Genomic DNA, 20666 nt, shown 5'->3' with positions numbered 1-20666 from the left:
GCGCCCGGCTCAGCTGACCGCGGCCGGTCCGGGCAGCGGGCCCTGCGTGGGCGGCGGCGGCCCACCCGGTGCAGCGGGCGGCGTGACGGGCTCGCCGGGGGCGGGGTTGCTGGCGGGCACCGGGTTGGCGGCGGCCGGGGCCGGCGGCGCCTCGGCGGCGGGTGCGGGCGGCATCCCGAGCGGGGCGGGCACCGGCGGCACCCCGAGCGGGGCGGGCACCGGCGGCACCCCGAGCGGGGCGGGCGCCGGCGGCGGCACCTGGGCCGCCGGACAGAACAGCACGCAGGTCGGTGCCTGCAGCGGCTGCGAGCCCGCCACTGTCGCCGGGTCGGCGCTGAGGGCCGGCGGGATGGGGTACTGGCTCTGCGAAGCGCCGCTGACGAGCTGGGCGAGCGGCGACTGCAGCAGCGGGTCGGCGGTCGACACGCCGTCGGGCAGCGGCCGGCCGTGGCCGGGCTCCAGGTGGGCGTCGCCGACCGGCGGCGGCGGACCGGTGATCGGCGGCAGGTCGATCGGCGCGACACCGGTGGCGTACGCCGCCGCCCAGCCGAGCACGTTGCGGGCATAGGGCATCGAGTTGTTGTAGCGCAGGATCGCCGTCAGCACCTGCGACTGATCGCGCAGGTTGAGGTTGCCGCTGCACAGGTAACGCGCCGCGCCCAGCGCCGCGTCGAAGACGTTCTGCGGGTTGGCCTGGCCGTCGCCGTTGCCGTCCGAGGCATACCGCGACCAGGTGGTGGGCAGGAACTGCATCGGGCCGACCGCCCGCATGTACTCGATGCGGTTGGCGGTGCGGCTCTGCACGATGACCTCGTTGCCGGGCAGCGTGCCGTCCAGCGCCGGGCCGTAGATGGGCGGCACCGGGTTGCCGGCCGCGTCGGTGCGGCCGCCGTTGGCGTGCATCGACTCGATGCGCCCGATGCCGGCCAGCAGATTCCAGCTGACGCCGCAACCCGGGTAGGCGGCCGCCATCATGCGCTCGGCGTTGCGGTAGGCCTGCAGCGTCATCGCCGGGATGCGCATGGCGCCGGGCGAGGACACCACGATCGGCGGCGGCGGTGCGCTGACGGCGGCGGCGGCGGCGACCCGGAAGGTGCGCGGCGGCCGCGCCACCGCGATCACGGACAACCCGGCCGGATCATCGGGATCGACCGGCGCCGGGGCGATGGCCGCCATCGGCGTCACGTCGGTGTCCGACGGTTCGCGCTGCCGTGCGGGGGCGGCCCCGACGGCACCGGCCAGGACGACGGCCGCGAGCACCGTCACACCCACGACGGGTGTCCGCGCGGCGGAACCCAACTGCGCGCGGGCGGCGCGGTATCCGCGGCCCAGCGCCGATCGCCATCCCGCCGCGGCGGGTGTGGCCGCATCCGGGTTGGCTGTGTCCTCGACAGCGCCCGAAGCGTCTCCCCCTGCCTGCACCCGCACCGTCCTCAACAACCCCGACGTCAGTGAACTGCATCACCATACCCAGTGGGTTACGGCCTGTGGTCACAATGGTCACCGCGGGATGTCAGGCCCGCTTGCCGCGCCGCTCCCCGGGCTCGCCGCGCCGGGTGTCGTCGAGCGCGGCCCGCAGGTCGTCGAGTTCGCGGCGCAGGTAGTCGCGGGTGGCCACCTCGCCGATCGCCAGTCGCAGCGCCGCCAGCTCGCGGGCCAGGTACTCGGTGTCGGCTTTGGTCTGCTGCGCCCGCCGCCGGTCTTCGTCGAGCGACACCCGGTCGCGGTTCTCCTGCCGGTTCTGCGCCAGCAGGATGAGCGGCGCGGCGTAGGCCGCCTGGGTGGAGAACGCCAGGTTCAGCAGGATGAACGGGTAGGGGTCCCACTGCAGCGAGACCGCGGACACGTTGAGCGCGATCCAGACGATCACGATGACGGTCTGCGCCAGCAGGTAGCGGCCGGTGCCCAGGAAACGGGCGATGCCCTCACTGAACCGGCCGACGGCCTCGGGGTCGAGCCGCGGGGTGAATCGGTGGCGCGACACCCGCGGTGTGTCGAGCCGGCCCCGATCGATCATGAGGTGCTATCCGCGGTCGGCAGGGCGGGTTCCTCGGCACTGGCGCGCCAGTCGTGCGGCAGCAGGTGGTCGAGCACGTCGTCGACGGTGACCGCGCCGAGCAGGTGGTTCTGCTCGTCGACGACCGGACCGCACACCAGGTTGTAGGCCGCGAAGTACCGCGTCGACGCCGCCAGCGAATCGTCGGGCGACAGGCTGGGCAGGTCGCTGTCCACCATGCCGCTGACCAGCGCCGCCGGCGGTTCCCGCAGCAGCCGCTGCAGGTGCACGCAACCGAGGTAGCGGCCGGTGGGGGTGGCCGTCGGCGGCCGGGCGACGAACACCAGGGACGCCAGCGCGGGTGTCAAGTCGGGGTCGCGGACCCGGGCCAGCGCCTCGGCGACCGTCGTGTCCGGCGCCAGCACCACCGGATCCGACGTCATCAGCCCGCCCGCGGTGTCGGGGGAGTGCTCGAGCAGCCGGCGCACCGGATCGGACTCCTCGGGGTCCATCCGCGCCAACAGCACCTCGGCCTCCGACGGGTTGAGCACGCCCAGCAGGTCGGCGGCGTCGTCGGGGTCCATCTCCTCCAGCACGTCGGCGGCGCGCTCGGTGTCGAGCTGGCGCAGCATCGAGGTCTGGTCGTCCTCGGGGAGCTCCTGCAGGATGTCGGCGAGCCGTTCGTCGTCCAGCGCGCTGATCAGCTCGTAGCGCCGCTTGGGGGGCAGCTCGCGGATCGCGTCGGCGACCTCGATCGGGCGCTGCCCTTCGAATTGGTGCAGCAGCTGGGCGACGCCCTGGCCGGGCAGCGCCAGGCCCGACGGCGTGAGACCGGAGACGCTCTGCCAGTCGACGACGTGCACGGTGGTCCGCCGGCCGAGTCGGCGCTGGCTGCGCACGGCGACGCGGGTCACCAGCCAGTCGCGGGTGCGCACCTGCTCGATGCCCAGGTCGACGACGACGACGTCGATGCCCGCCAGCTCGGGATGTTCCGGATCGTTCACGCGCACCCGCGTCTCCAGCACCTGCCCGACGACGAGCACCTCGCCGGGCCGCTGCGCGAACCGCCGCAGCGACACGTTGGCCGTCGTCAGCGTCACCGCGTTGGGCTCGATGGCGGTCACCCGCAGGATCGGGACGAAGATCCGGCGCCGGCTCAGCAGCTCGACGACCAGCCCGAGCACCCGCGGCTGCTGACGGACGATGCTGATGCTGATCACGACGTCGCGCACGCGGCCGATCGATTCGCCGTCGGGGCCCAGGACCTGCAGACCGGCGAGCCGCGCCGCGTACACCCTGTTGACCGACACCATGGAACAAAGGGTAGGAGTAGGGGCGTGGAATCGGCGTATCGGCCGCGCCGGACGTGCCTTTCGGTGCCCGGCAGCAGCCGCAAGATGATCGACAAGGCGAAGACACTGCCGGCCGACGAGGTGTTCCTCGACCTGGAGGATGCGGTGGCGCCGGACGCAAAGGCGCGGGCCCGCACCGAGGTGGCCGCCGCGCTGGCCGAGCCGGGGTGGGGCGATCAGCTGCGCGGCGTGCGGGTCAACGATTGGACGACCCCGTGGACCTACGCCGACGTCATCGAGGTGGTGCGGCAAGCGGGAGCGGCGCTCGACCTGATCGTGCTGCCGAAGGTCGCCGACGCCTCCCACGTGCAGGCGCTCGACCTGCTGCTGTCCCAGCTCGAGACCGAGCACGGGCTCTCGCCGGGCCGCATCGCGATCGAGGCGCAGATCGAGACCGCGCGCGGGCTGGCAGAAGTGCACGCGATCGCGGCCGCGCCGCGGGTGGCGGCGCTGGTGCTCGGGCCGGCGGACCTGATGGCGAGCCTGCAGACCCGGACGCTGGTGGTGGGGGAGCAGCCGCCGGGCTACGACGTCGGCGACGCCTACCACCACGTGCTCATGACGATCCTGGTGGCCGCGCGGGCGCACGGGGTGGCGGCCATCGACGGGCCGTACCTGAAGGTGCGCGACACCGACGCCTTCCGCCGCGTCGCGGGCCGCTCGGCGGCGCTGGGCTACGACGGCAAGTGGGTGCTGCATCCGGATCAGATCGCGGCGGGCAACGAGATCTTCAGCCCCCGACAGGCCGACTACGACCGCGCCGAGCTGATCCTGGAGGCCTACGCCTGGCACACCTCGCAGGCCGGCGGGCACCGCGGCGCGGTGATGCTCGGCGACGAGATGCTCGACGAGGCCAGCCGCAAGATGGCGCTGGTGGTGGCGGCCAAGGGGCGGGCCGCGGGCATGGTCCGCACCGGCGCGCGGTTCAGCCCGCCGGATCAGTAGTAGGTGGTCGAGCCGCTGGTGTCGGTGGCGAGGATCGCCACGAACGCGATCAGGCTGAGGACGATCGTCAGCGCCCCGACGACGATGCCCGTGATCGCCATGCCACGGCCGTCCTGACCGGTCTTCTTGATCTCGGCGAGCCCGACGACGCCAAGCACGATCGCGACGATCGACGGGATGCCGAACAGCCAGCACAGCGGCACGCCGACCAGCGCGGTGATCAGCGATGCGAGCGCTTGGCCGTTGGTGCCGCGAGACCCGTAGGCCGGGTATCCGGCACTCGGGTACGGCGGATAGGCGCCCGGATAGCCCGGCATCGCGCCGGGGTACACCGGCGGCGGCATGGCCGGCGGCGGCGGCGGGGGATAGGCCGGGTAGTCCACCGGTGCGTAGGGGTCCGGGGGCGGCGAGGTCGGGTTCTCCAGCGACGGGTACTCGTGCGCCCCGGTCTGCAGGTCGTCGGGCTTGTTGTCGTCGGGCGTGCTCATCGTCAGAACGACGCCCATCCCAGCAGCGCGCCGTAGGCGGCGAACGCGAGCAGGCCCAGGACGATGGAGCCGGCGCCGATCGCGATGCCCGCGATCGCGAGCCCGCGGCCCTGTTCACCGGTGTGCTTGATCTGGTTGAGCCCGATGACGCCCAGCACGACGCCGACCGGCGCGAAGATCAGCCCCACCAAGCACAGGAGGCCGAGGACGAGGCCGGTGCCGGAGCACGCTATCGACGCGATCGCCATGGCATTCGTGCGCTGCTGCGGCGGCGGGCCATAGCCGCCGTAGGGCGGCGGGTAGCCCGGGGGCTGCTGACCGAAGGGCGGTTGGCCGTAGGGCGGTTGGCTGAAGGGCTGCTGGCCGTAGGGCGGCGGGGGCGGGTATGGCGGCGGATATGCCGGCGGCACGTCCTGCCCGGACGGATCGCCGGAGTCGGACTGATCGCCCGGATGGCTCATGCGCACCAACCTAACCCATCGGTTTTCGCGCCGGTCGGGTTGCGCAGCGGCTCCTCGGGCGGCTCATCGGGCGGCTAGGACCGTGGCAACTCGCCGCGACGCGTGGCAACCTACGAAGGACGACGGTGCACACGTGAGAGGAACCCGGCGATGACGAATCCGCTGCAACCCGGATCGGGCGCCGGACCGGCGGGCGCCGCCGGTCGCGGCCCTGCCCTGCCCACGCCGCCGAAAGGCTGGCCGATCGGCTCCTATCCCACCTACGCCGAGGCGCAGCAGGCCGTCGACTACCTGTCCGATCAGCAGTTCCCGGTCGAACAGGTCACCATCGTCGGGGTGGACCTGATGCAGGTGGAGCGGGTCACCGGACGGCTGACCTGGCCAAAGGTGCTCGGCGGCGGCGTGCTCAGCGGTGCCTGGCTGGGACTGTTCGTCGGGCTGTTGCTGGGGTTGTTCGGCAGCCCGTGGAGCGCCCTGCTCACCGGGCTGGTCTGCGGTGTGGTCTTCGGGCTGATCACCTCGGCGGTGCCCTACGCGATGGCCCGTGGCACGAGGGACTTCAGCTCGACGATGCAGCTCGTCGCCGGCCGCTACGACGTGCTCTGCAATCCGCAGAACGCGGAGCGGGCGCGGGATCTGCTGGCGCGCTTGACGATTTAGCGCCACCGGGTCGCCGACGGCGATCTGACACCGGGCAGGTCACGATCTGCAGACTCCCGGCGGGAAGTGTTGCATGTCACGGAGCGTGGGCTCTACGGTTTGCGCGCGGGACAAATCCGCGTCGGCCGTGGTGGCCGGCGGTCGACGACGGGAGACGTGCGTGGCGAGGCGTCGTTTAGCCGCCGGGCGGGCACGGCGAATGCACACCGCCGGGCGGGCACGGCGGGCGTGCGCGGCCGCGCTGACGGCAGTTGCCGCGGCGTCGGTGGTGTCGGCGTGCGGGTCTGGCGCCGACGACGGGGTGCTGAACCTCTACACGTCGGCCAACGAGCTGGCGACGTTCACCGCGATCGCCGAGCGCTGCAACTCTCAGTTCGCCGGCCGTTTCTCGATCCGGCAGATCAGCCTGCCCAAGAGCGCCGACGAGCAGCGGCTGCAGCTGGCGCGCCGGCTCACCGGCAACGACGCGACGCTGGACCTGATGGCCATGGACGTGGTGTGGACGCCGGAGTTCGCCGAGGCGGGCTGGCTGGTGCCGCTCGCCGACGACCCGGCCGGGCTGGCCGAGGCCGACGCCAGGACGGACACGCTTCCCGGGCCGCTGGAGACCGCGACCTGGCAGGGCCGGCTCTTCGCCGCGCCGGTGACCACCAACACCCAATTGCTGTGGTATCGGCCGGATCTCGTGGCGCCGCCGCCGGCGACGTGGGACCAGGTGATCGCCGACGCGACGCGGCTGCACGCCGAGGGCAAACCGAGCTGGATCGCGGTGCAGGCCAAGCAGTACGAGGGCCTCGTGGTGTGGTTCAACACGCTGCTGGAGAGCGCCGGCGGGCAGGTGCTGTCCGACGACGGGGAGCGGGTGACGCTCGTCGACACCCCCGAGCATCGCGCCGCCACCGTCAAGGCGCTGTCGATCATCAAGGCGGTCGCCACCGCGCCGGGCGCCGACCCGTCGATCACCCGCACCGACGAGGGCACCGCGCGGCTGGCCGTCGAACAGGGCAACGCCGCTCTGGAGGTCAACTGGCCGTTCGTGTTGCCGTCGATGCTGGAGAACGCGGTCAAGGGCGGCGTCGAGTTCCTCCCGCTCGACGAGCGGCCCGAGCTCGCCGGCACCATCACCGACACCGGCACCTTCTCCCCGAGCAACGAGCAGTTCCGCGCCGCCTACGAGGCGAGCAGCGCGGTGTTCAACTTCGCTCCGTATCCGGCGGTGCGGCCCGACGTGCCGGCCCGGGTCACCCTCGGCGGGCTCAACCTGTCGGTGGCGCGCACCAGCCGGCACCGGGCCGAGGCGTTCGAGGCGATCCGCTGCCTGCGCGATCCCGAGAACCAGCGGTACGTCTCGGTGGAGGGCGGGCTGCCGGCGGTGCGGGCGTCGCTCTACGACGACCCGGAGTTCCAGGCCCGCTATCCGCAGTACGACATCATCCGGCGCCAGCTCACCGACGCCGCCGTGCGGCCCGCGAGCCCGAACTACCAGGCGGTGTCGACGCGTATCTCGGTTGCGCTGTCACCGATCACCGCGATCGATCCCGAGCGCAAGGCCGACGAGCTGGCCGTCGAGGTGCAGAAGGCCATCGACGGTAAGGGGCTGATCCCGTGACCGCGGACGTGAGGAGCACAGTGGGCACCGCGGCGGGGGCCGGTCGCGACCGCCGGGCGCAGCGGCGGCTCGCCTATCTGTTGATAGCGCCCGCGGTCATCCTGATGTTGGCCGTGACCGCGTACCCGATCGGCTATGCGATCTGGCTGAGCCTGCAGTACAACAACCTCGCGACGCCGGGCGAGGTGACGTTCGTCGGCGTCGACAACTACGTCACGGTGCTCACCGACCGCTACTGGTGGTCGGCGCTCGCGGTCACGCTGGCGATCACGGTCGTGTCGGTGGCGATCGAGCTGGTGCTCGGCCTGGCGTTGGCGTTGGTGATGCACCGCGCGCTGTTCGGTAAGGCCGTCGTGCGCACGGCGGTCCTCATCCCGTACGGCATCGTCACCGTCGCCGCGTCCTACAGCTGGTACTACGCCTGGACACCCGGGACCGGTTATCTGGCGAACCTGCTGCCCGAGGGCAGTGCGCCGCTCACCGAGCAGTGGCCGTCGCTGGCGATCGTGGTGCTCGCGGAGGTGTGGAAGACCACGCCGTTCATGGCGCTGCTGCTGCTGGCGGGGTTGGCGCTGGTGCCCCAGGAGCTGCTGGCCGCGGCGCAGATGGACGGTGCCGGCCCGTGGAAGCGGCTCGTGAAGGTGACGCTGCCGCTGATCAAGCCGGCGATTCTGGTGGCGCTGCTGTTCCGCACGCTCGACGCGTTCCGCATCTTCGACAACATCTACGTGCTCACCGGCGGCACCAACAACACCGGTTCGGTGTCGATCCTGGGCTACGACAATTTGTTCAAGGCGTTCAGCCTCGGCCTCGGCTCGGCGATCAGCGTGCTGATCTTCCTGTGCGTGGCGGTCATCGCGTTCATCTTCGTCAAGCTCTTCGGCGCCGCCGCGCCCGGTTCGGACCAGGGGTTGCAGCGATGAGCGCTTGCGCGAAGAGCCGAGGGCAGCGATGAGCGAGCGGGCGACGACGACCGGGCGTGCCGCCGGCTGGACCGTCATCAACGCGGCGGTGCTGGTCTACGCGCTGCTGCCGGTGCTGTGGATCCTGTCGCTGTCGCTCAAGCCGACGTCGAGCGTCAAGGACGGCCGCTTCATCCCCGAAGCCGTCACGTTCGACAACTACCGCGCGATCTTCACCACCGACGTGTTCAGTTCGGCGCTGGTCAACTCGATCGGCATCGGCCTCATCACGACGGCGATCGCGGTCGTCGTGGGCGGCATGGCGGCCTACGCGGTGGCGCGGCTGGAGTTCGCGGGCAAGAAGCTGCTCGTCGGGGTGGCGCTGCTGATCGCGATGTTCCCGCAGATCTCGCTGGTGACGCCGCTGTTCAACATCGAGCGCCAGATCGGGCTGTTCGACACCTGGCCCGGCCTCATCATCCCCTACATCACCTTTGCGCTGCCGCTGGCCATCTACACGCTGTCGGCGTTCTTCCGCGAGATCCCGTGGGATTTGGAGAAAGCCGCGAAGATGGACGGTGCGACGCCGGCGCAGGCGTTCCGCAAGGTGATCGCGCCGCTGGCCGCGCCGGGCATCGTCACCGCCGCGATCCTGGTGTTCATCTTCGCCTGGAACGACCTGCTGCTCGCGCTGTCGTTGACGGCCACCCAGCGGGCCATCACCGCGCCGGTGGCCATCGCGAACTTCACCGGGGCCTCGCAATTCGAGGAGCCGACGGGATCGATCGCGGCCGGCGCCATGGTGATCACGGTGCCGATCATCGTCTTCGTGCTGATCTTCCAACGACGCATCGTCTCCGGTCTGACGTCCGGGGCAGTGAAGGGATAGGGGCCGATGGCCGAAATTGTGTTGGACCGGGTGACCAAGCGTTACCCCGACGGCGCGGCGGCCGTGAAGGAACTGTCCCTCACCATCGCCGACGGCGAGTTCGTCATCCTGGTCGGGCCGTCGGGCTGCGGGAAGTCCACGACGCTGAACATGATCGCCGGCCTGGAGGACATCACGTCCGGGGAGCTGCGCATCGGCGGCGAGCGCGTCAACGACAAGGCGCCCAAGGACCGCGACATCGCGATGGTGTTCCAGTCCTACGCGCTGTACCCGCACATGACGGTGCGGCAGAACATCGCCTTCCCGCTCACGCTGGCGAAGGTCGGCAAGGCGGAGATCGCCCAGCGGGTGGAGGAGACCGCGAAGATCCTCGACCTCACCGAGCTCCTGGACCGCAAGCCCGCACAGCTGTCGGGCGGGCAGCGCCAGCGCGTGGCGATGGGCCGGGCGATCGTGCGCCAGCCCAAGGCGTTCCTGATGGACGAGCCGCTGTCCAACCTCGACGCCAAGCTGCGCGTGCAGATGCGCACCGAGATCGCGCGGCTGCAGCAGCGGCTGGGCACCACGACCGTGTACGTGACGCACGACCAGACCGAGGCGATGACGCTCGGCGACCGGGTGGTGGTGCTGCGGGCCGGCGAGGCGCAGCAGATCGGCTCGCCGCAGGAGCTCTACGAGCGCCCGGCCAACCTGTTCGTCGCGGGCTTCATCGGCTCGCCGGCGATGAACTTCTTCCCCGCGACGCTCACCGACGTGGGCGTCAGCCTGCCGTTCGGCGACGTCACGCTCACCCAGCAGGTGCACGACACCATCGCCCAGCACCCGAAGCCGGGCAACGTGATCGTCGGCGTGCGGCCCGAGCACCTGGCCGACGCCGCGTTGATCGACGGGTACGCCCGGATCCGCGCGCTGCTGGTGGAGGTCCGCGTCGACATGGTCGAGTCGCTCGGCTCGGAGAAGCTGGTCTATTTCTCCACCGAGGGCTCGGGCGCGCAGGCCGAGCAGCTCGCGGAGCTGGCGAGCGAAACCGGGATCGGCGAGAACGAGTTCGTCGCGCGGCTCTCCAACGAGTCGCAGGCGAAGACCGGCGAGCAGCTGACGCTGGCGATCGACACCTCGAAGCTCGCGATCTTCGACGCCGACACCGGCGTCAACGTGTCGATCCCGCCGCCGACGAGCTAGTGACCGACGCCCTCGACATCACCGCGGAGGTCCGCCGTCATCTCGCCGGGCACTTCGCCGACGCCGGCGAGCCCGACTCGGCGAGCGTGACGTTCCTGGGCGTCGAGCGCATCGAGGTGCTGCGGTACCCCGGGCCCGACGTCACGCACTTCGTGTCGGTGGGCTGCGCGCGGTATCCGATGGTCGACCCGAGCGCGGCGGCCGTCGACCCGGTGCGCGGACCGCGCGCCGAGGTGGTCGCCACGCTGCGGGGCGCCGCGCCGGGCCGCGGCTGGGCGCGCAGCCTCGCGGTGCTCGCGGCCGCACCGGTGGTCGACGGGTTGGTGCTGGTGCCCGATGCGCTGGTGGACCTCTCCGCGCCGCTGTGGGACGGCGCGGCGTTCACCGCGTTCCTGCTCGGCCGCAGCGAGATCGCCGACCTGCCGCTGCCGCCGCCGCTCGACCCGGTGTTGTTCCTGTCCGCGGTGCCGATCACCCCGACCGAGGCCGCGTGGGTGCGGCTCAAGGGCGCCGAGGCGATGCGCGAGGCGTGGGCGCAGGACGGGGTCGACGTGCGCGACGCCCACCGGCCGGCGAGCCGGCCGGTCTAGAGCCGAGGCGGCGCTTCCGGCGGCCGCGCAGCAGAAGGGAAATCCGTGTATGCCATCGAGGGGGCCGTGGGAACGGGTGCAACGAGCGGCGAGGGCCGGACTGCGGGAGTTGCGACAGGATCGCTCCGCTGCTCGCCATGTCAACGACCCGATGCCTCGCCCGCAACCACGTAGTCGCGAGCGTCGAGCGTCCACCCCGCCGGTTGCCAACGTCAGCCAGCCTCGCCCGACCGCAGCTCCGACGCCGGAGCGGCAGCGTCGAACTGTCGTCGGTGTCCTCGTGATCGCCATTCTGATCCTCTTCGGCATCATGCGGTGTGCCGATCAGAGCAGCGAAGATCCCGAAACGGTCACCGGGACAACAACAGTCAGCACAACGACGAAAGCCCCGTACTTCCTTTCGGTGCCCCCATCGGCTGTCCTGCCGCCAAGCCTCCCTCCGCCCCCACCCGCCCCGGCCCCTATTCCGGCCGCCTCGACGCCCGTGCTTCCGCTGAACCCGCCGGCGATTCCCGACACCTCCACTTCACCTCCGCCGTACATCCCGGCACCAGCGGCACCCTCGGTGGCGGAGCCTGCTCCAGAGAGCGCCTACTACAGCAGCTGCGCCGACGCTCGCGCTGCAGGAGCCGCACCCCTCCACCGCGGCGATCCGGGATATCGCAGTGGGCTGGACCGCGACAACGACGGCATAGCCTGCGACATCGAATAGCAGCAGTCCGGCGAGCCGGCCGGTCTAGAGCCAGTTGTTGCGGCGGAAGTTGCGGTGGAGCAGCACGCAGGTCATGACCATGGCCAGCAGGACCGCCGGATAGCCCCAGCGGGTGTGCAGCTCGGGCATGTAGTCGAAGTTCATGCCGTAGATGCCCGCGAGCATGGTCGGCACCGAGACGATGGCCACCCACGCCGAGATCTTGCGCATGTCGGTGTTCTGCTGCATGCCGACCTTCGCCTGGGCCGCCTGCACCAGCGACGACAGCAGGTTGTCGTAGCCGGTGATCCGCTCGGCGGCCTGCGTCTGGTGGTCGAGGACGTCGCGCATGTAGCGGCGGATCTCCTTGGAGATCAGGTCCGTGTGGTCCGACAGCAGCCGCTGCAGCGCCGACGACAGCGGTTCCACGGCGCGCCGGAACTCCATCACTTCCCGCTTGATGAGGTAGATCTTCGCGATGTCGGTGCGGCGCCCCGGCGAGAACGCCTCCTCGCTGATCGAGTCGATGTCGCGCTCCATCGAGGTGGCGACCTCGAGGTAGTCGTCGACGACGTGGTCGGCGATGGTGTGCATGACCGCGTACGGGCCGAGTCGCAGCTGGTCGGGGTTGGCCTCCAGGTCGCGGCGGACGCCTTTGAGGCCGCTGTGTTCGCCGTGGCGGACGGTGACGACGAAGTCAGCGCCGACGAAGGTCATGATCTCGCCGGTTTCGACGATCTCGTGTGCCTGTGACAGCGACTTGTGCGGCACGTAGGTGACGGTCTTGAGCACCAGGAACAGCGTGTCGTCGTAGCGCTCGAGCTTCGGCCGCTGGTGGGCGTGCACGGCGTCCTCGACGGCGAGCGGATGCAGGCCGAAGACGCCCGCGACGTTCTGCATCTGCCGGGCGTCGGGTTCGTGCAGGCCGATCCACACGAACGCGTCGCTGCCGGCGTCGCGCAGTTCGCGCACCTTGTCGTAGGCCGCGGCGTGAGTGTACTTGCCGGGTTGGCGCGCGCCGTCGACGTAGACGGCGCAATCCACCATCGCGCGGGCCACCGGGACGTGGATGCGCGAGGCGTCATGGGTGTGCTCGGGGCTTCGGGGCGCGCCGCGCGGCGTCGACCCGGGCGTGCGGAACGATCGCATGGCGCACCTCCCAGGAGACGGGTCGGTACGGATCGTACGTGCCTCCAGCGGGCTGCACCCGGCCCAGTACCCTGGCGCCGTGTCGGAAACAGCGCAGGGTTCGCAGGTCGTGGTCGACGACGAGGAGATCTTCGAGGCGCACGTGGGCGGCAAGCTGGCCGTCGACCTCAAGGCGCCGCTCGACACCCAGCGGGCGCTGTCCATCGCCTACACGCCGGGCGTGGCCCAGGTCAGCCGGGCGATCGCCACGGATGTGACGCTGGCGAAGCGCTACACGTGGGCGAGCCGGCTGGTCGCGGTGGTCAGCGACGGCAGCGCGGTGCTCGGGCTCGGCGACATCGGGCCGGCCGCGTCGCTGCCGGTGATGGAGGGCAAGAGCGCGCTGTTCAAGGCGTTCGGCGGGCTCGACTCGATCCCGATCGTGCTGGACACCAAGGACCCCGACGAGATCGTGGAGACGCTGATCCGGCTGCGGCCGACCTTCGGGGCGGTGAACCTGGAGGACATCTCGGCGCCGCGCTGCTTCGAGATCGAGGAGCGCGCGATCGAGGCGCTCGACTGCCCGGTGATGCACGACGACCAGCACGGCACCGCGATCGTCGTGCTCGCCGCGCTGCTCAACGCGGTCAAGGTCGTCGACCGGGAGATGTCGTCGCTGCGGGTCGTCATCTCCGGCGCGGGCGCCGCGGGCGTGGCCTGCGCGAAGATCCTGCTGGCCGCCGGCGTCACCGATCTCACGCTGGTGGACTCCCAAGGCATCGTCAGCAGCGGGCGCGGCGACCTCAACCCGGTCAAGGCGGAGCTGGCCGCGCTGACCAACCCGGCCGGCCGCACCGGCGGGATGGCGGAGGCGCTGCCGGGCGCCGACATGTTCCTGGGGCTGTCGGCCGGGGTGGTGCCGGAGGACCTGATCGCCGAGATGGCGCCCGCCGGCATCGTGTTCGCGCTGTCCAACCCCGACCCGGAGATCCACCCCGACATCGCCCGGCGCACCGCGGCGGTCGTCGCGACGGGCCGCAGCGACTTCCCGAACCAGATCAACAACGTGCTGGCGTTCCCGGGCGTGTTCCGCGGCGCGCTGGACGCGGGCGCGCGTCGCATCACCGAGGCGATGAAGGTCGCCGCGGCCCACGCGATCGCCGACGTGGTGGGCGACGACCTGTCGGCCGACCGGATCGTGCCGAGCCCGCTGGACCCGCGCGTCGGCCCGGCGGTTGCCGCCGCCGTCGCCGACGCCTCGTAGCGCACGTGCGGCGGGCAGCGGCCGGGCTCGCGGTCGCGACGCTGCTGATCGTCGGGGGCTGCGCGTCGCCGCCGCCGCAACCGCTGCGGGTCGGTGCCACGGCCGACGGTGGCGCTCAGGTGCTCGCCGCGGTGTACGCCGCCGCCCTGCGGACCACCGGCGCGCCCGCCGAGCTGCGGGTGGCCGACGATCCGCTGGCCGCGCTGGACGCCGCCGAGGTCGACGTGGTGCCGGGGTTCACCGGGCGGCTGCTGCGCCGGTTCGATCCCGCCGCGACCGCGGTGAGCGACGCGCAGGTGTACCGGACGCTCGTCGGGGCGCTGCCGGAGGGGGTCGCCGCCGGCGACTACACCACCGCCGCCGAGGACAAACCGGCGCTGGCCGTCACCGAGGCGACCGTGGCGCGCTGGGGCGGCCAGGACCTCAACGCGCTCGTCGGGCACTGCCGCGACGTCACCGTCGGGGCGCTGCGCGACGCTGCGGTGCCGGCCGCGGTCGGCCGCTGCCGATTGCCCGCGCCCCGCGAGTTCGACTCCGAGACAGCGCTTTTCGACGCCCTGCGGGCCGCGCGGGTGACGGCGGCGTGGACGTCGACCGCGGACCCCGACACGCCGGCGGACGCGGTGGTGCTCCCCGACCGGCAGCCGCCCCGCATCCGCGCGGAGAACGTCGTGCCGCTCTACCGCCGCAACGGCCTCACCGAGCCCGAGGTGGTGGCGATCAACCAGGTCGCCGGCGAACTCGACACCGAGGGGTTGACGCAGCTGCGGCGCGACGTCGCCGCGGGCGGCGATCCGGCGGCCGTCGCCGACGGCTGGCTCGCCGAGCACCCGCTGGGCAATTAGCGCTTGCGCTGCGCCTGGCTCATCAGCCGCCCGCTCACCCTGCTGAACAGCCGCTGGTAGTGCGGGCCGGTGACCCGGATGATCGCGTCGAGCACCTTGGCGTCGGTGCCGACGAGCACCCGTGCCTTGTTTCGGCGCACCCCGTCGAGGATGATCCGGGCGGCCTTGCTCGGCGGCATGCTCGCGAGCTTGGTGTCGAAGGTCTTGGCGAGTTCGGCGGCGTCGAGGCCCTCGGCCGCGGTGGCGTTGCGCGCGATGCCGGTTTTGATGCCGCCGGGATGCACGGTGGTCACCTTCACCGGGTGCTGGGCGAGCAGCATCTCCTGGTTGAGCGCCTCGGTGAACCCGCGCACCGCGAACTTGGCGGCGTTGTAGGCGGCCTGGCCGGGCACCGAGAACAGGCCGAACACGCTGGAGACGTTGACGACGTGCCCGTCGCCCGAGGCGATCAGGTGGGGCAGAAAGGCCTTGGTGCCGTTGACCACACCCCAGAAGTCGACGTCGACGACGCGCTCGATGTCCTTGAACTGGCTGACCTCGACGTCGCCGGTGAACGCGATACCGGCGTTGTTGTAGATCTGGTTGATCTTGCCGAAGTGCTCGCGCACCTCGTCGGCGTAGGCGATCATCCGCTCGCGTTCGGTGACGTCGATGCGGTCGGATCTCACCGGCGCGCCGATGGCCCGCAGCCGCTCCTCGGTGCGGGCGAGGCCCTCGGTGTCGACGTCGCAGATGGCCACCTTGGCCCCGGAGCGGGCCAGTTCGATCGCCAGCGCCTGCCCGATGCCCGACCCGGCACCGGTCACGACAGCGACCTTGCCCGCGAATCCCTCGATCACCGCACGCTCCTTCTTCCTCGACTGCCGTTCGAGGCTAGCCGGTACCGGCGGTACCGACGCGCACGGGGGCGCGCCGAACTCAGCCGAACGCCTCGTCGAGGATCTCCTGCTGCTCGACGGCGTGCACCTTCGACGACCCGGACGACGGCGCGCTCATCGCCCGCCGCGAGATGCGCTTGATGCCGGCGAGCTTGTCCGGCAGCGCCTCGGGCAGCGCGAGGCCGAACGTCGGCCACGCCCCCTGGTTGGCCGGCTCCTCCTGCACCCAGCGGAACTCGTCGGCGTTCGGATACGACTCGAGCGTGTTGCCGAGCCGGCGCTGCGGCAGCGGGTAGAGCTGCTCGATCCGCACGATCGCGATGTCGTCGCGCTTCTCCTTGGCCTTTCGGGCGGCCAGCTCGTAGTAGATCTTGCCGCTGGTGAGCAGCACGCGCTTGACCTTGCTGCGGTCGCCGTCGCCGCTGGCGTAGGTCGGCTCCTCCAGCACCGACAGGAACTTGCTGTCGGTGAAGTCGGCGAGATCGGACACCGCGGCCTTGTTGCGCAGCATCGACTTCGGGGTGAAGACGATCAGCGGCCGGTGGATGCCGTCGAGCGCATGGCGGCGCAGCAGGTGGAAGTAGTTGGCCGGCGTCGACGGCACGGCCACCGTCATCGACCCCTCCGCGCACAGCTGCAGGAACCGCTCGATGCGGCCCGACGTGTGGTCGGGGCCCTGGCCCTCGTGGCCGTGGGGGAGCAGCAGCACCACGTCGGACAGCTGACCCCACTTGGCCTCGCCGGAGCTGATGAACTCGTCGACGATGGACTGGGCGCCGTTGACGAAGTCGCCGAACTGCGCCTCCCACAGCACCAGCGCCTCGGGATTGCCGACCGAGTAGCCGTACTCGAAGCCCACCGCCGCGTACTCCGACAGCGCCGAGTCGTACACCATGAACTTGCCGCCCGTGGGCGTGCCGTCCTCGTGGACCTGCAGCAGCTGCAGCGGGGTGAACTCGGCGCCGGTCTTGCGGTCGATCAGCACCGAATGCCGCTGGCTGAAGGTGCCGCGGCGGGTGTCCTGGCCGGTGAGGCGCACGGTCTTGCCCTCGGCGACCAGCGTCCCGAGCGCCAGGATCTCGGCGAACGCCCAGTCGACCTTGCCCTCGTAGGCCATCTCGCGGCGCTTCTCCAGCCCCGGCTTGACGCGCGGGTGCACCTCGAAGCCCTCGGGCGTCGCCAGGTGCGCGTCGCCGATCCGGTTCAGCAGCGACTTCTCGACCGCGGTCGACAGCTTGCTCGGCAGCTGCTGGTCGGCCTCGACGGATTCGCTGGGCTCGATCTCGTGTTTCTCGAGCTCACGGACCTCGTTGAACACCTGCTCCAGCTGGCCCTGGTAGTCGCGCAGCGCGTCCTCGGCCTCCTTGATGGAGATGTCGCCGCGGCCGATCAGGGCTTCGGTGTAGCTCTTGCGGACCCCGCGCTTGGTGTCGATGACGTCGTACATCTTCGGCTGCGTCATCGACGGGTCGTCGCCCTCATTGTGCCCGCGCCGGCGGTAGCACACCATGTCGATGACGACGTCCTTCTTGAACTTCTGCCGGAAGTCCACCGCGAGGCGCGCCACCCACACGCACGCCTCGGGGTCGTCGCCGTTGACGTGGAAGATGGGCGCGCCGATCATCTTCGCCACGTCGGTGGAGTACTCCGAGGACCGCGAGTCGTGCGGCGACGTCGTGAACCCGACCTGGTTGTTGACGATGATGTGGATGGTGCCGCCGGTGCGGTAGCCGCGCAGCAGCGCCAGGTTCAGCGTCTCGGCGACCACACCCTGGCCGGCGAAGGCGGCGTCGCCGTGCAGCATCAGCGGGAGCACGGTGAAGCCGCCGGAGTCCTCGCTGTCGCCGTTCCCGTCCTCCAGCAGGTCCTGCTTGGCGCGCACGAGCCCCTCGAGCACCGGGTCGACCGCTTCGAGGTGGCTGGGGTTGGCGGTGAGCGACACCTCGATGTCGTTGTCGCCGAACATCTGGATGTAGGTGCCGGTGGCCCCGAGGTGGTACTTCACGTCGCCGGAGCCGTGGGCCTGGCTCGGGTTCAGGTTGCCCTCGAACTCGCTGAAGATCTGCGAGTACGGCTTGCCCACGATGTTCGCCAGCACGTTGAGCCGGCCGCGGTGCGGCATGCCGATGACGACCTCGTCGAGCGCGTGCTCGGCGCACTGGTCGATCACCGCGTCCATGACCGGGATGACGGTCTCGGCGCCTTCGAGCGAGAACCGCTTCTGCCCGACGTACTTGGTCTGCAGGAACGTCTCGAACGCCTCGGCGGCGTTGAGCTTGGAGAGGATGTACTTCTGCTGCGCGACCGTCGGCTTGTCGTGTTTGGTCTCCAGCCGCTCCTGCAGCCACTGCTGCTGCGCCGGCTCCAGGATGTGGGTGTATTCGACGCCGATGTGGCGGCAGTAGGCGTCGCGCAGCACCGACAGCACGTCGCGCAGCTTCTTGTACTCCGCGCCCGCGAAGCCGCCGACCTTGAACACCCGGTCGAGGTCCCACAGCGTCAGCCCGTGGGTGAGCACGTCGAGGTCGGGGTGGCTGCGGAACCGGCTCTTGTCGAGCCGCAGCGGGTCGATGTCGGCCATCAGGTGGCCGCGGTTGCGGTAGGCGGCGATCAACTCGATGACCCGGGCGTTCTTGTCGACGATCGAGTCCGGGTTGTCGGTGCGCCACCGCACCGGCTCGTAGGGGATGCCGAGCTCGAAGAAGATCTCGTCGAAGAAGTCGTCACTGAGCAGCAGCTGGTGGATGACCCGCAGGAAGTCGCCGGACTCGGCGCCCTGGATGATGCGGTGGTCGTAGGTGGACGTCAGCGTGATGAGCTTGCCGACGCCCAGCTCGGCGATGCGCTCCTCGCTGGCGCCCTGGAACTCGGCCGGGTACTCCATGGCGCCCGCGCCGACGATGGTGCCCTGACCCGACATCAGCCGCGGCACGGAGTGCACGGTGCCGATGGTGCCGGGGTTGGTCAGCGAGATCGTGACGCCGGAGAAGTCCTCGGCGGTCAGCTTGCCGTCGCGGGCGCGGCGGATGATGTCCTCGTAGGCCGCGATGAACTGGCCGAACCGCATGGTCTCGCAGCGCTTGATGGCCGCGACCACCAGCGACCGCTTCCCGTCCTTGCCCTGCAGGTCGATCGCCAGGCCCAGATTGGTGTGCGCCGGCGTCACCACGTGCGGCTTGCCGTCGATCTCGGCGTAGTGGCGGTTCATGTTCGGGAACTGCTTCACCGCCTGCACGATCGCGTAGCCCAGCAGATGGGTGAAGGAGATCTTGCCGCCGCGGGTGCGCTTGAGGTGGTTGTTGATGACGATCCGGTTGTCGATCATCAGCTTCGCCGGGATGGCCCGCACGCTGGTCGCGGTGGGCACGTCCCGCGACGCGTTCATGTTCTTGACCACCGCGGCCGCCGCGCCGCGCAGCACCTGCGACTCGTCGGCGTCCGGGTCGTCCTTGGCGCCGGAATCGGGCTGCTTCGCCGACGGGTCGGTGCCCTTGGGTTTGGCGGTGGGCGCGTCCTGTTTCGGCGCGTCCGGTTTCGGCGCGTCCCGTTTCGACGCGGCCTTCTCCGCCGCCGGCTTCGCGTCGGCGTCGGCCTTGGCCTTGGCGGGCTTCGCCGCGTCGGCCTTGGGAGCCTCGCGCTTCGAGGCTTCGGGCTTGGCGGGCTCGGGCTTGGACGATTTGGCGGGCTCGGCCTTCGAGGGCTTGGGCGGGGACGCCGTGTCGGACTGGCCGTTGGTGCCGTTCGACGACCGCTGCGTGCCGTCGTCTCCCGGTGAGTAGTCGGCGAGGAACTCGTGCCAGCTCGGGTCGACCGATGACGGGTCTTCCCGGAACTTCCGGTACATCTCCTCGACCAGCCACTCGTTCTGCCCGAACGGTGAAGTTGAACTGCTCACGGGCGCTCTTCGCCTCGATTCTGTCGTCGCCTCGGCCATCCCCGAACGATGTCGCGTGGCAGCGGTTACCCCTGCTTGCCGCCGCCTAACAGGCTAACGCGAAGCCGACTCCCCAGTGTCTGTTCGCGCAGAGCCCACCACACCGTCGCACCCTTAACAGTACGCTTGTCCCGCAAACCGGGTCAGCGTGATTCGACCGGCGGCAGCACGTGCAGCGCCGCCGGCCAGCGGGCGGGCGGCGGACCGAACGCCCGCCGGGTGTTCTCGATGATCCGCCGGCCGAGCAGCCGGTTGCCGCCGCCGCCGACGACAGCGCCCAGCCCCAGCGGCAGCGCCTTGCCGAACGCCATCGCGCCGCGGCGCAGGGCGTACCGCTTGACGAAGTACTTCACGAGCCGGTTGTTCAGCTGCGTCATGGCCGGCAGCGGCAGGGAGGCGGTGGCCTCGCCGATCCAGGCGCCGCCCTTGGTGCGGCCCGGACCGAGCAGGTCGCGCACGGCCGTCCTGCCGTCCTCGCCGACGAGCGCGGCCAGCACCAGCGCGCGGCGCCGCTCGCGGTCGTACGCCGCGATGCCGTGCACCTCGGCGACCGCCAGCGCGAACACCGCGGTCGCTTCGAGGAACACCAGCGTCTCGCCGGCCACCGCCGACATCGCGACCATCGTGCCGATCCCGGGGAACGCGGCCGCCGAGCCGACCGCGGCGCCGCTGGCGGTGACCGCCCGCAGGTAGTGCTTTTCCAGCCGGCCGATGACCTCGGCGGGCGTCGCCGCGGGATCCGCCCGGCGCAGCCGGGCCACGTAGGCCGCGATGGCCGGTGCCTGCACGCGGGTGCCCTGCTCCAGGATCCGGGACAACGCCTTCACGGCCATCCCCGCATCCTGTTCCGGC

General features: G+C 71.1%; 19 protein-coding genes. 10 read left to right on the top strand and 9 right to left on the bottom strand.

From position 1 onward, the window contains the following. Positions 1-9: 9 nt before the first annotated feature. The 3 genes from LV457_RS00460 to LV457_RS00450 all read right to left on the bottom strand — a co-directional run bounded on the left by LV457_RS00460 (position 10) and on the right by LV457_RS00450 (position 3309). Positions 10-1299, bottom strand: a complete 1290-nt coding sequence (locus tag LV457_RS00460; protein WP_374198714.1) for a lytic transglycosylase domain-containing protein — start codon at positions 1297-1299, stop codon at positions 10-12. A 214-nt stretch (positions 1300-1513) separates the two neighbouring features. Continuing rightward, positions 1514-2017: a DUF1003 domain-containing protein gene (locus LV457_RS00455; RefSeq protein WP_232168373.1), complete on the bottom strand. Its 504-nt coding sequence runs from the start codon at positions 2015-2017 to the stop codon at positions 1514-1516. Continuing rightward, positions 2014-3309: a magnesium transporter MgtE N-terminal domain-containing protein gene (locus LV457_RS00450; protein WP_232168372.1), complete on the bottom strand. Its 1296-nt coding sequence runs from the start codon at positions 3307-3309 to the stop codon at positions 2014-2016. The genes LV457_RS00455 and LV457_RS00450 overlap by 4 nt, the downstream gene beginning before the upstream one ends. Positions 3310-3333: 24 nt before the next feature. Between LV457_RS00450 and LV457_RS00445 the strand changes: the two genes are divergently transcribed. Then, a complete protein-coding gene (locus LV457_RS00445; RefSeq protein ID WP_232168371.1) occupies positions 3334-4293 on the top strand; it encodes a CoA ester lyase in 960 nt (319 codons plus the stop codon). Here the strand turns inward: LV457_RS00445 and LV457_RS00440 are convergent. Beyond that, positions 4287-4781 carry a DUF4190 domain-containing protein gene (locus LV457_RS00440; RefSeq protein ID WP_232168370.1) on the bottom strand — a complete coding sequence of 165 codons (495 nt, stop codon included), beginning with the start codon at positions 4779-4781 and terminating at the stop codon, positions 4287-4289. The two genes, LV457_RS00445 and LV457_RS00440, sit on opposite strands and share 7 nt — an antisense overlap. A 2-nt stretch (positions 4782-4783) precedes the next feature. After that, positions 4784-5242 (bottom strand): DUF4190 domain-containing protein, encoded by a 459-nt coding sequence (locus LV457_RS00435; RefSeq protein WP_232168369.1) that lies wholly within the window; start codon positions 5240-5242, stop codon positions 4784-4786. 150 nt (positions 5243-5392) lie between these two features. Here LV457_RS00435 and LV457_RS00430 point away from each other — a divergent pair, with 150 nt between their 5' ends. The 7 genes from LV457_RS00430 to LV457_RS20140 all read left to right on the top strand — a co-directional run bounded on the left by LV457_RS00430 (position 5393) and on the right by LV457_RS20140 (position 11786). Beyond that, complete coding sequence (locus tag LV457_RS00430; protein WP_232168368.1) at positions 5393-5902, top strand: general stress protein; 510 nt, start codon at positions 5393-5395, stop codon at positions 5900-5902. Between the two features lie 199 nt (positions 5903-6101). Further along, the gene (locus LV457_RS00425; protein WP_232168367.1) at positions 6102-7511 is read left to right on the top strand and encodes an ABC transporter substrate-binding protein; all 1410 of its coding nucleotides are present in this window, start codon (positions 6102-6104) and stop codon (positions 7509-7511) included. After that, positions 7508-8434 (top strand): carbohydrate ABC transporter permease, encoded by a 927-nt coding sequence (locus LV457_RS00420; RefSeq protein WP_374198677.1) that lies wholly within the window; start codon positions 7508-7510, stop codon positions 8432-8434. Before LV457_RS00425 ends, LV457_RS00420 begins: the two co-directional genes overlap by 4 nt. A gap of 28 nt (positions 8435-8462) precedes the next feature. Beyond that, positions 8463-9302 carry a carbohydrate ABC transporter permease gene (locus LV457_RS00415; protein ID WP_232168365.1) on the top strand — a complete coding sequence of 280 codons (840 nt, stop codon included), beginning with the start codon at positions 8463-8465 and terminating at the stop codon, positions 9300-9302. A gap of 6 nt (positions 9303-9308) precedes the next feature. Continuing rightward, a complete protein-coding gene (locus LV457_RS00410; protein WP_232168364.1) occupies positions 9309-10484 on the top strand; it encodes an ABC transporter ATP-binding protein in 1176 nt (391 codons plus the stop codon). After that, complete coding sequence (locus LV457_RS00405) at positions 10484-11074, top strand: suppressor of fused domain protein (protein WP_232168363.1); 591 nt, start codon at positions 10484-10486, stop codon at positions 11072-11074. Before LV457_RS00410 ends, LV457_RS00405 begins: the two co-directional genes overlap by 1 nt. 49 nt (positions 11075-11123) lie before the next feature. Beyond that, positions 11124-11786 (top strand): excalibur calcium-binding domain-containing protein, encoded by a 663-nt coding sequence (locus LV457_RS20140; protein ID WP_308192149.1) that lies wholly within the window; start codon positions 11124-11126, stop codon positions 11784-11786. Positions 11787-11810: 24 nt separating this feature from the next. Here LV457_RS20140 and corA read toward each other — a convergent pair whose 3' ends face one another. After that, positions 11811-12914: a magnesium/cobalt transporter CorA gene (gene corA, locus LV457_RS00395; protein WP_232168362.1), complete on the bottom strand. Its 1104-nt coding sequence runs from the start codon at positions 12912-12914 to the stop codon at positions 11811-11813. A gap of 79 nt (positions 12915-12993) precedes the next feature. Here corA and LV457_RS00390 point away from each other — a divergent pair, with 79 nt between their 5' ends. Continuing rightward, positions 12994-14157, top strand: coding sequence for an NADP-dependent malic enzyme (locus LV457_RS00390; RefSeq protein ID WP_232168360.1), 1164 nt, complete (start codon positions 12994-12996; stop codon positions 14155-14157). Between the two features lie 5 nt (positions 14158-14162). Further along, positions 14163-15002: a glycine betaine ABC transporter substrate-binding protein gene (locus LV457_RS00385; protein ID WP_374198676.1), complete on the top strand. Its 840-nt coding sequence runs from the start codon at positions 14163-14165 to the stop codon at positions 15000-15002. Here LV457_RS00385 and LV457_RS00380 read toward each other — a convergent pair. The 3 genes from LV457_RS00380 to LV457_RS00370 all read right to left on the bottom strand — a co-directional run bounded on the left by LV457_RS00380 (position 14999) and on the right by LV457_RS00370 (position 20647). Then, a complete protein-coding gene (locus LV457_RS00380; protein ID WP_232169172.1) occupies positions 14999-15838 on the bottom strand; it encodes an SDR family oxidoreductase in 840 nt (279 codons plus the stop codon). The two genes, LV457_RS00385 and LV457_RS00380, sit on opposite strands and share 4 nt — an antisense overlap. An 82-nt stretch (positions 15839-15920) precedes the next feature. Beyond that, on the bottom strand, positions 15921-19775 hold the full coding sequence (locus LV457_RS00375; protein ID WP_232168358.1) for a multifunctional oxoglutarate decarboxylase/oxoglutarate dehydrogenase thiamine pyrophosphate-binding subunit/dihydrolipoyllysine-residue succinyltransferase subunit: 3855 nt from the start codon (positions 19773-19775) through the stop codon (positions 15921-15923). A gap of 182 nt (positions 19776-19957) precedes the next feature. Further along, complete coding sequence (locus LV457_RS00370) at positions 19958-20647, bottom strand: hypothetical protein (RefSeq protein ID WP_374198675.1); 690 nt, start codon at positions 20645-20647, stop codon at positions 19958-19960. Positions 20648-20666 lie beyond the last annotated feature (19 nt).

The organism is Mycobacterium sp. MYCO198283, from assembly GCF_021213805.1.
GTDB lineage: Bacteria > Actinomycetota > Actinomycetes > Mycobacteriales > Mycobacteriaceae > Mycobacterium.
Note: the sequence above shows the minus strand (reverse complement) of the source record. Positions and strands in the feature narration are given on the sequence as shown.

Excerpts from the sequence above, each read along its gene's own strand:
- LV457_RS00455 (WP_232168373.1), bottom strand. The coding sequence starts at position 2,017 with ATGATCGATCGGGGCCGGCTCGACACACCGCGGGTGTCGCGCCACCGA.
- LV457_RS00430 (WP_232168368.1), top strand. The coding sequence starts at position 5,393 with ATGACGAATCCGCTGCAACCCGGATCGGGCGCCGGACCGGCGGGCGCC.
- LV457_RS00435 (WP_232168369.1), bottom strand. The coding sequence starts at position 5,242 with ATGAGCCATCCGGGCGATCAGTCCGACTCCGGCGATCCGTCCGGGCAG.
- LV457_RS00410 (WP_232168364.1), top strand. The coding sequence starts at position 9,309 with ATGGCCGAAATTGTGTTGGACCGGGTGACCAAGCGTTACCCCGACGGC.
- LV457_RS00370 (WP_374198675.1), bottom strand. The coding sequence starts at position 20,647 with ATGGCCGTGAAGGCGTTGTCCCGGATCCTGGAGCAGGGCACCCGCGTG.
- LV457_RS00440 (WP_232168370.1), bottom strand. The coding sequence starts at position 4,781 with ATGAGCACGCCCGACGACAACAAGCCCGACGACCTGCAGACCGGGGCG.
- corA (WP_232168362.1), bottom strand. The coding sequence starts at position 12,914 with ATGCGATCGTTCCGCACGCCCGGGTCGACGCCGCGCGGCGCGCCCCGA.
- LV457_RS00415 (WP_232168365.1), top strand. The coding sequence starts at position 8,463 with ATGAGCGAGCGGGCGACGACGACCGGGCGTGCCGCCGGCTGGACCGTC.
- LV457_RS20140 (WP_308192149.1), top strand. The coding sequence starts at position 11,124 with ATGCCATCGAGGGGGCCGTGGGAACGGGTGCAACGAGCGGCGAGGGCC.
- LV457_RS00450 (WP_232168372.1), bottom strand. The coding sequence starts at position 3,309 with ATGGTGTCGGTCAACAGGGTGTACGCGGCGCGGCTCGCCGGTCTGCAG.
- LV457_RS00425 (WP_232168367.1), top strand. The coding sequence starts at position 6,102 with ATGCACACCGCCGGGCGGGCACGGCGGGCGTGCGCGGCCGCGCTGACG.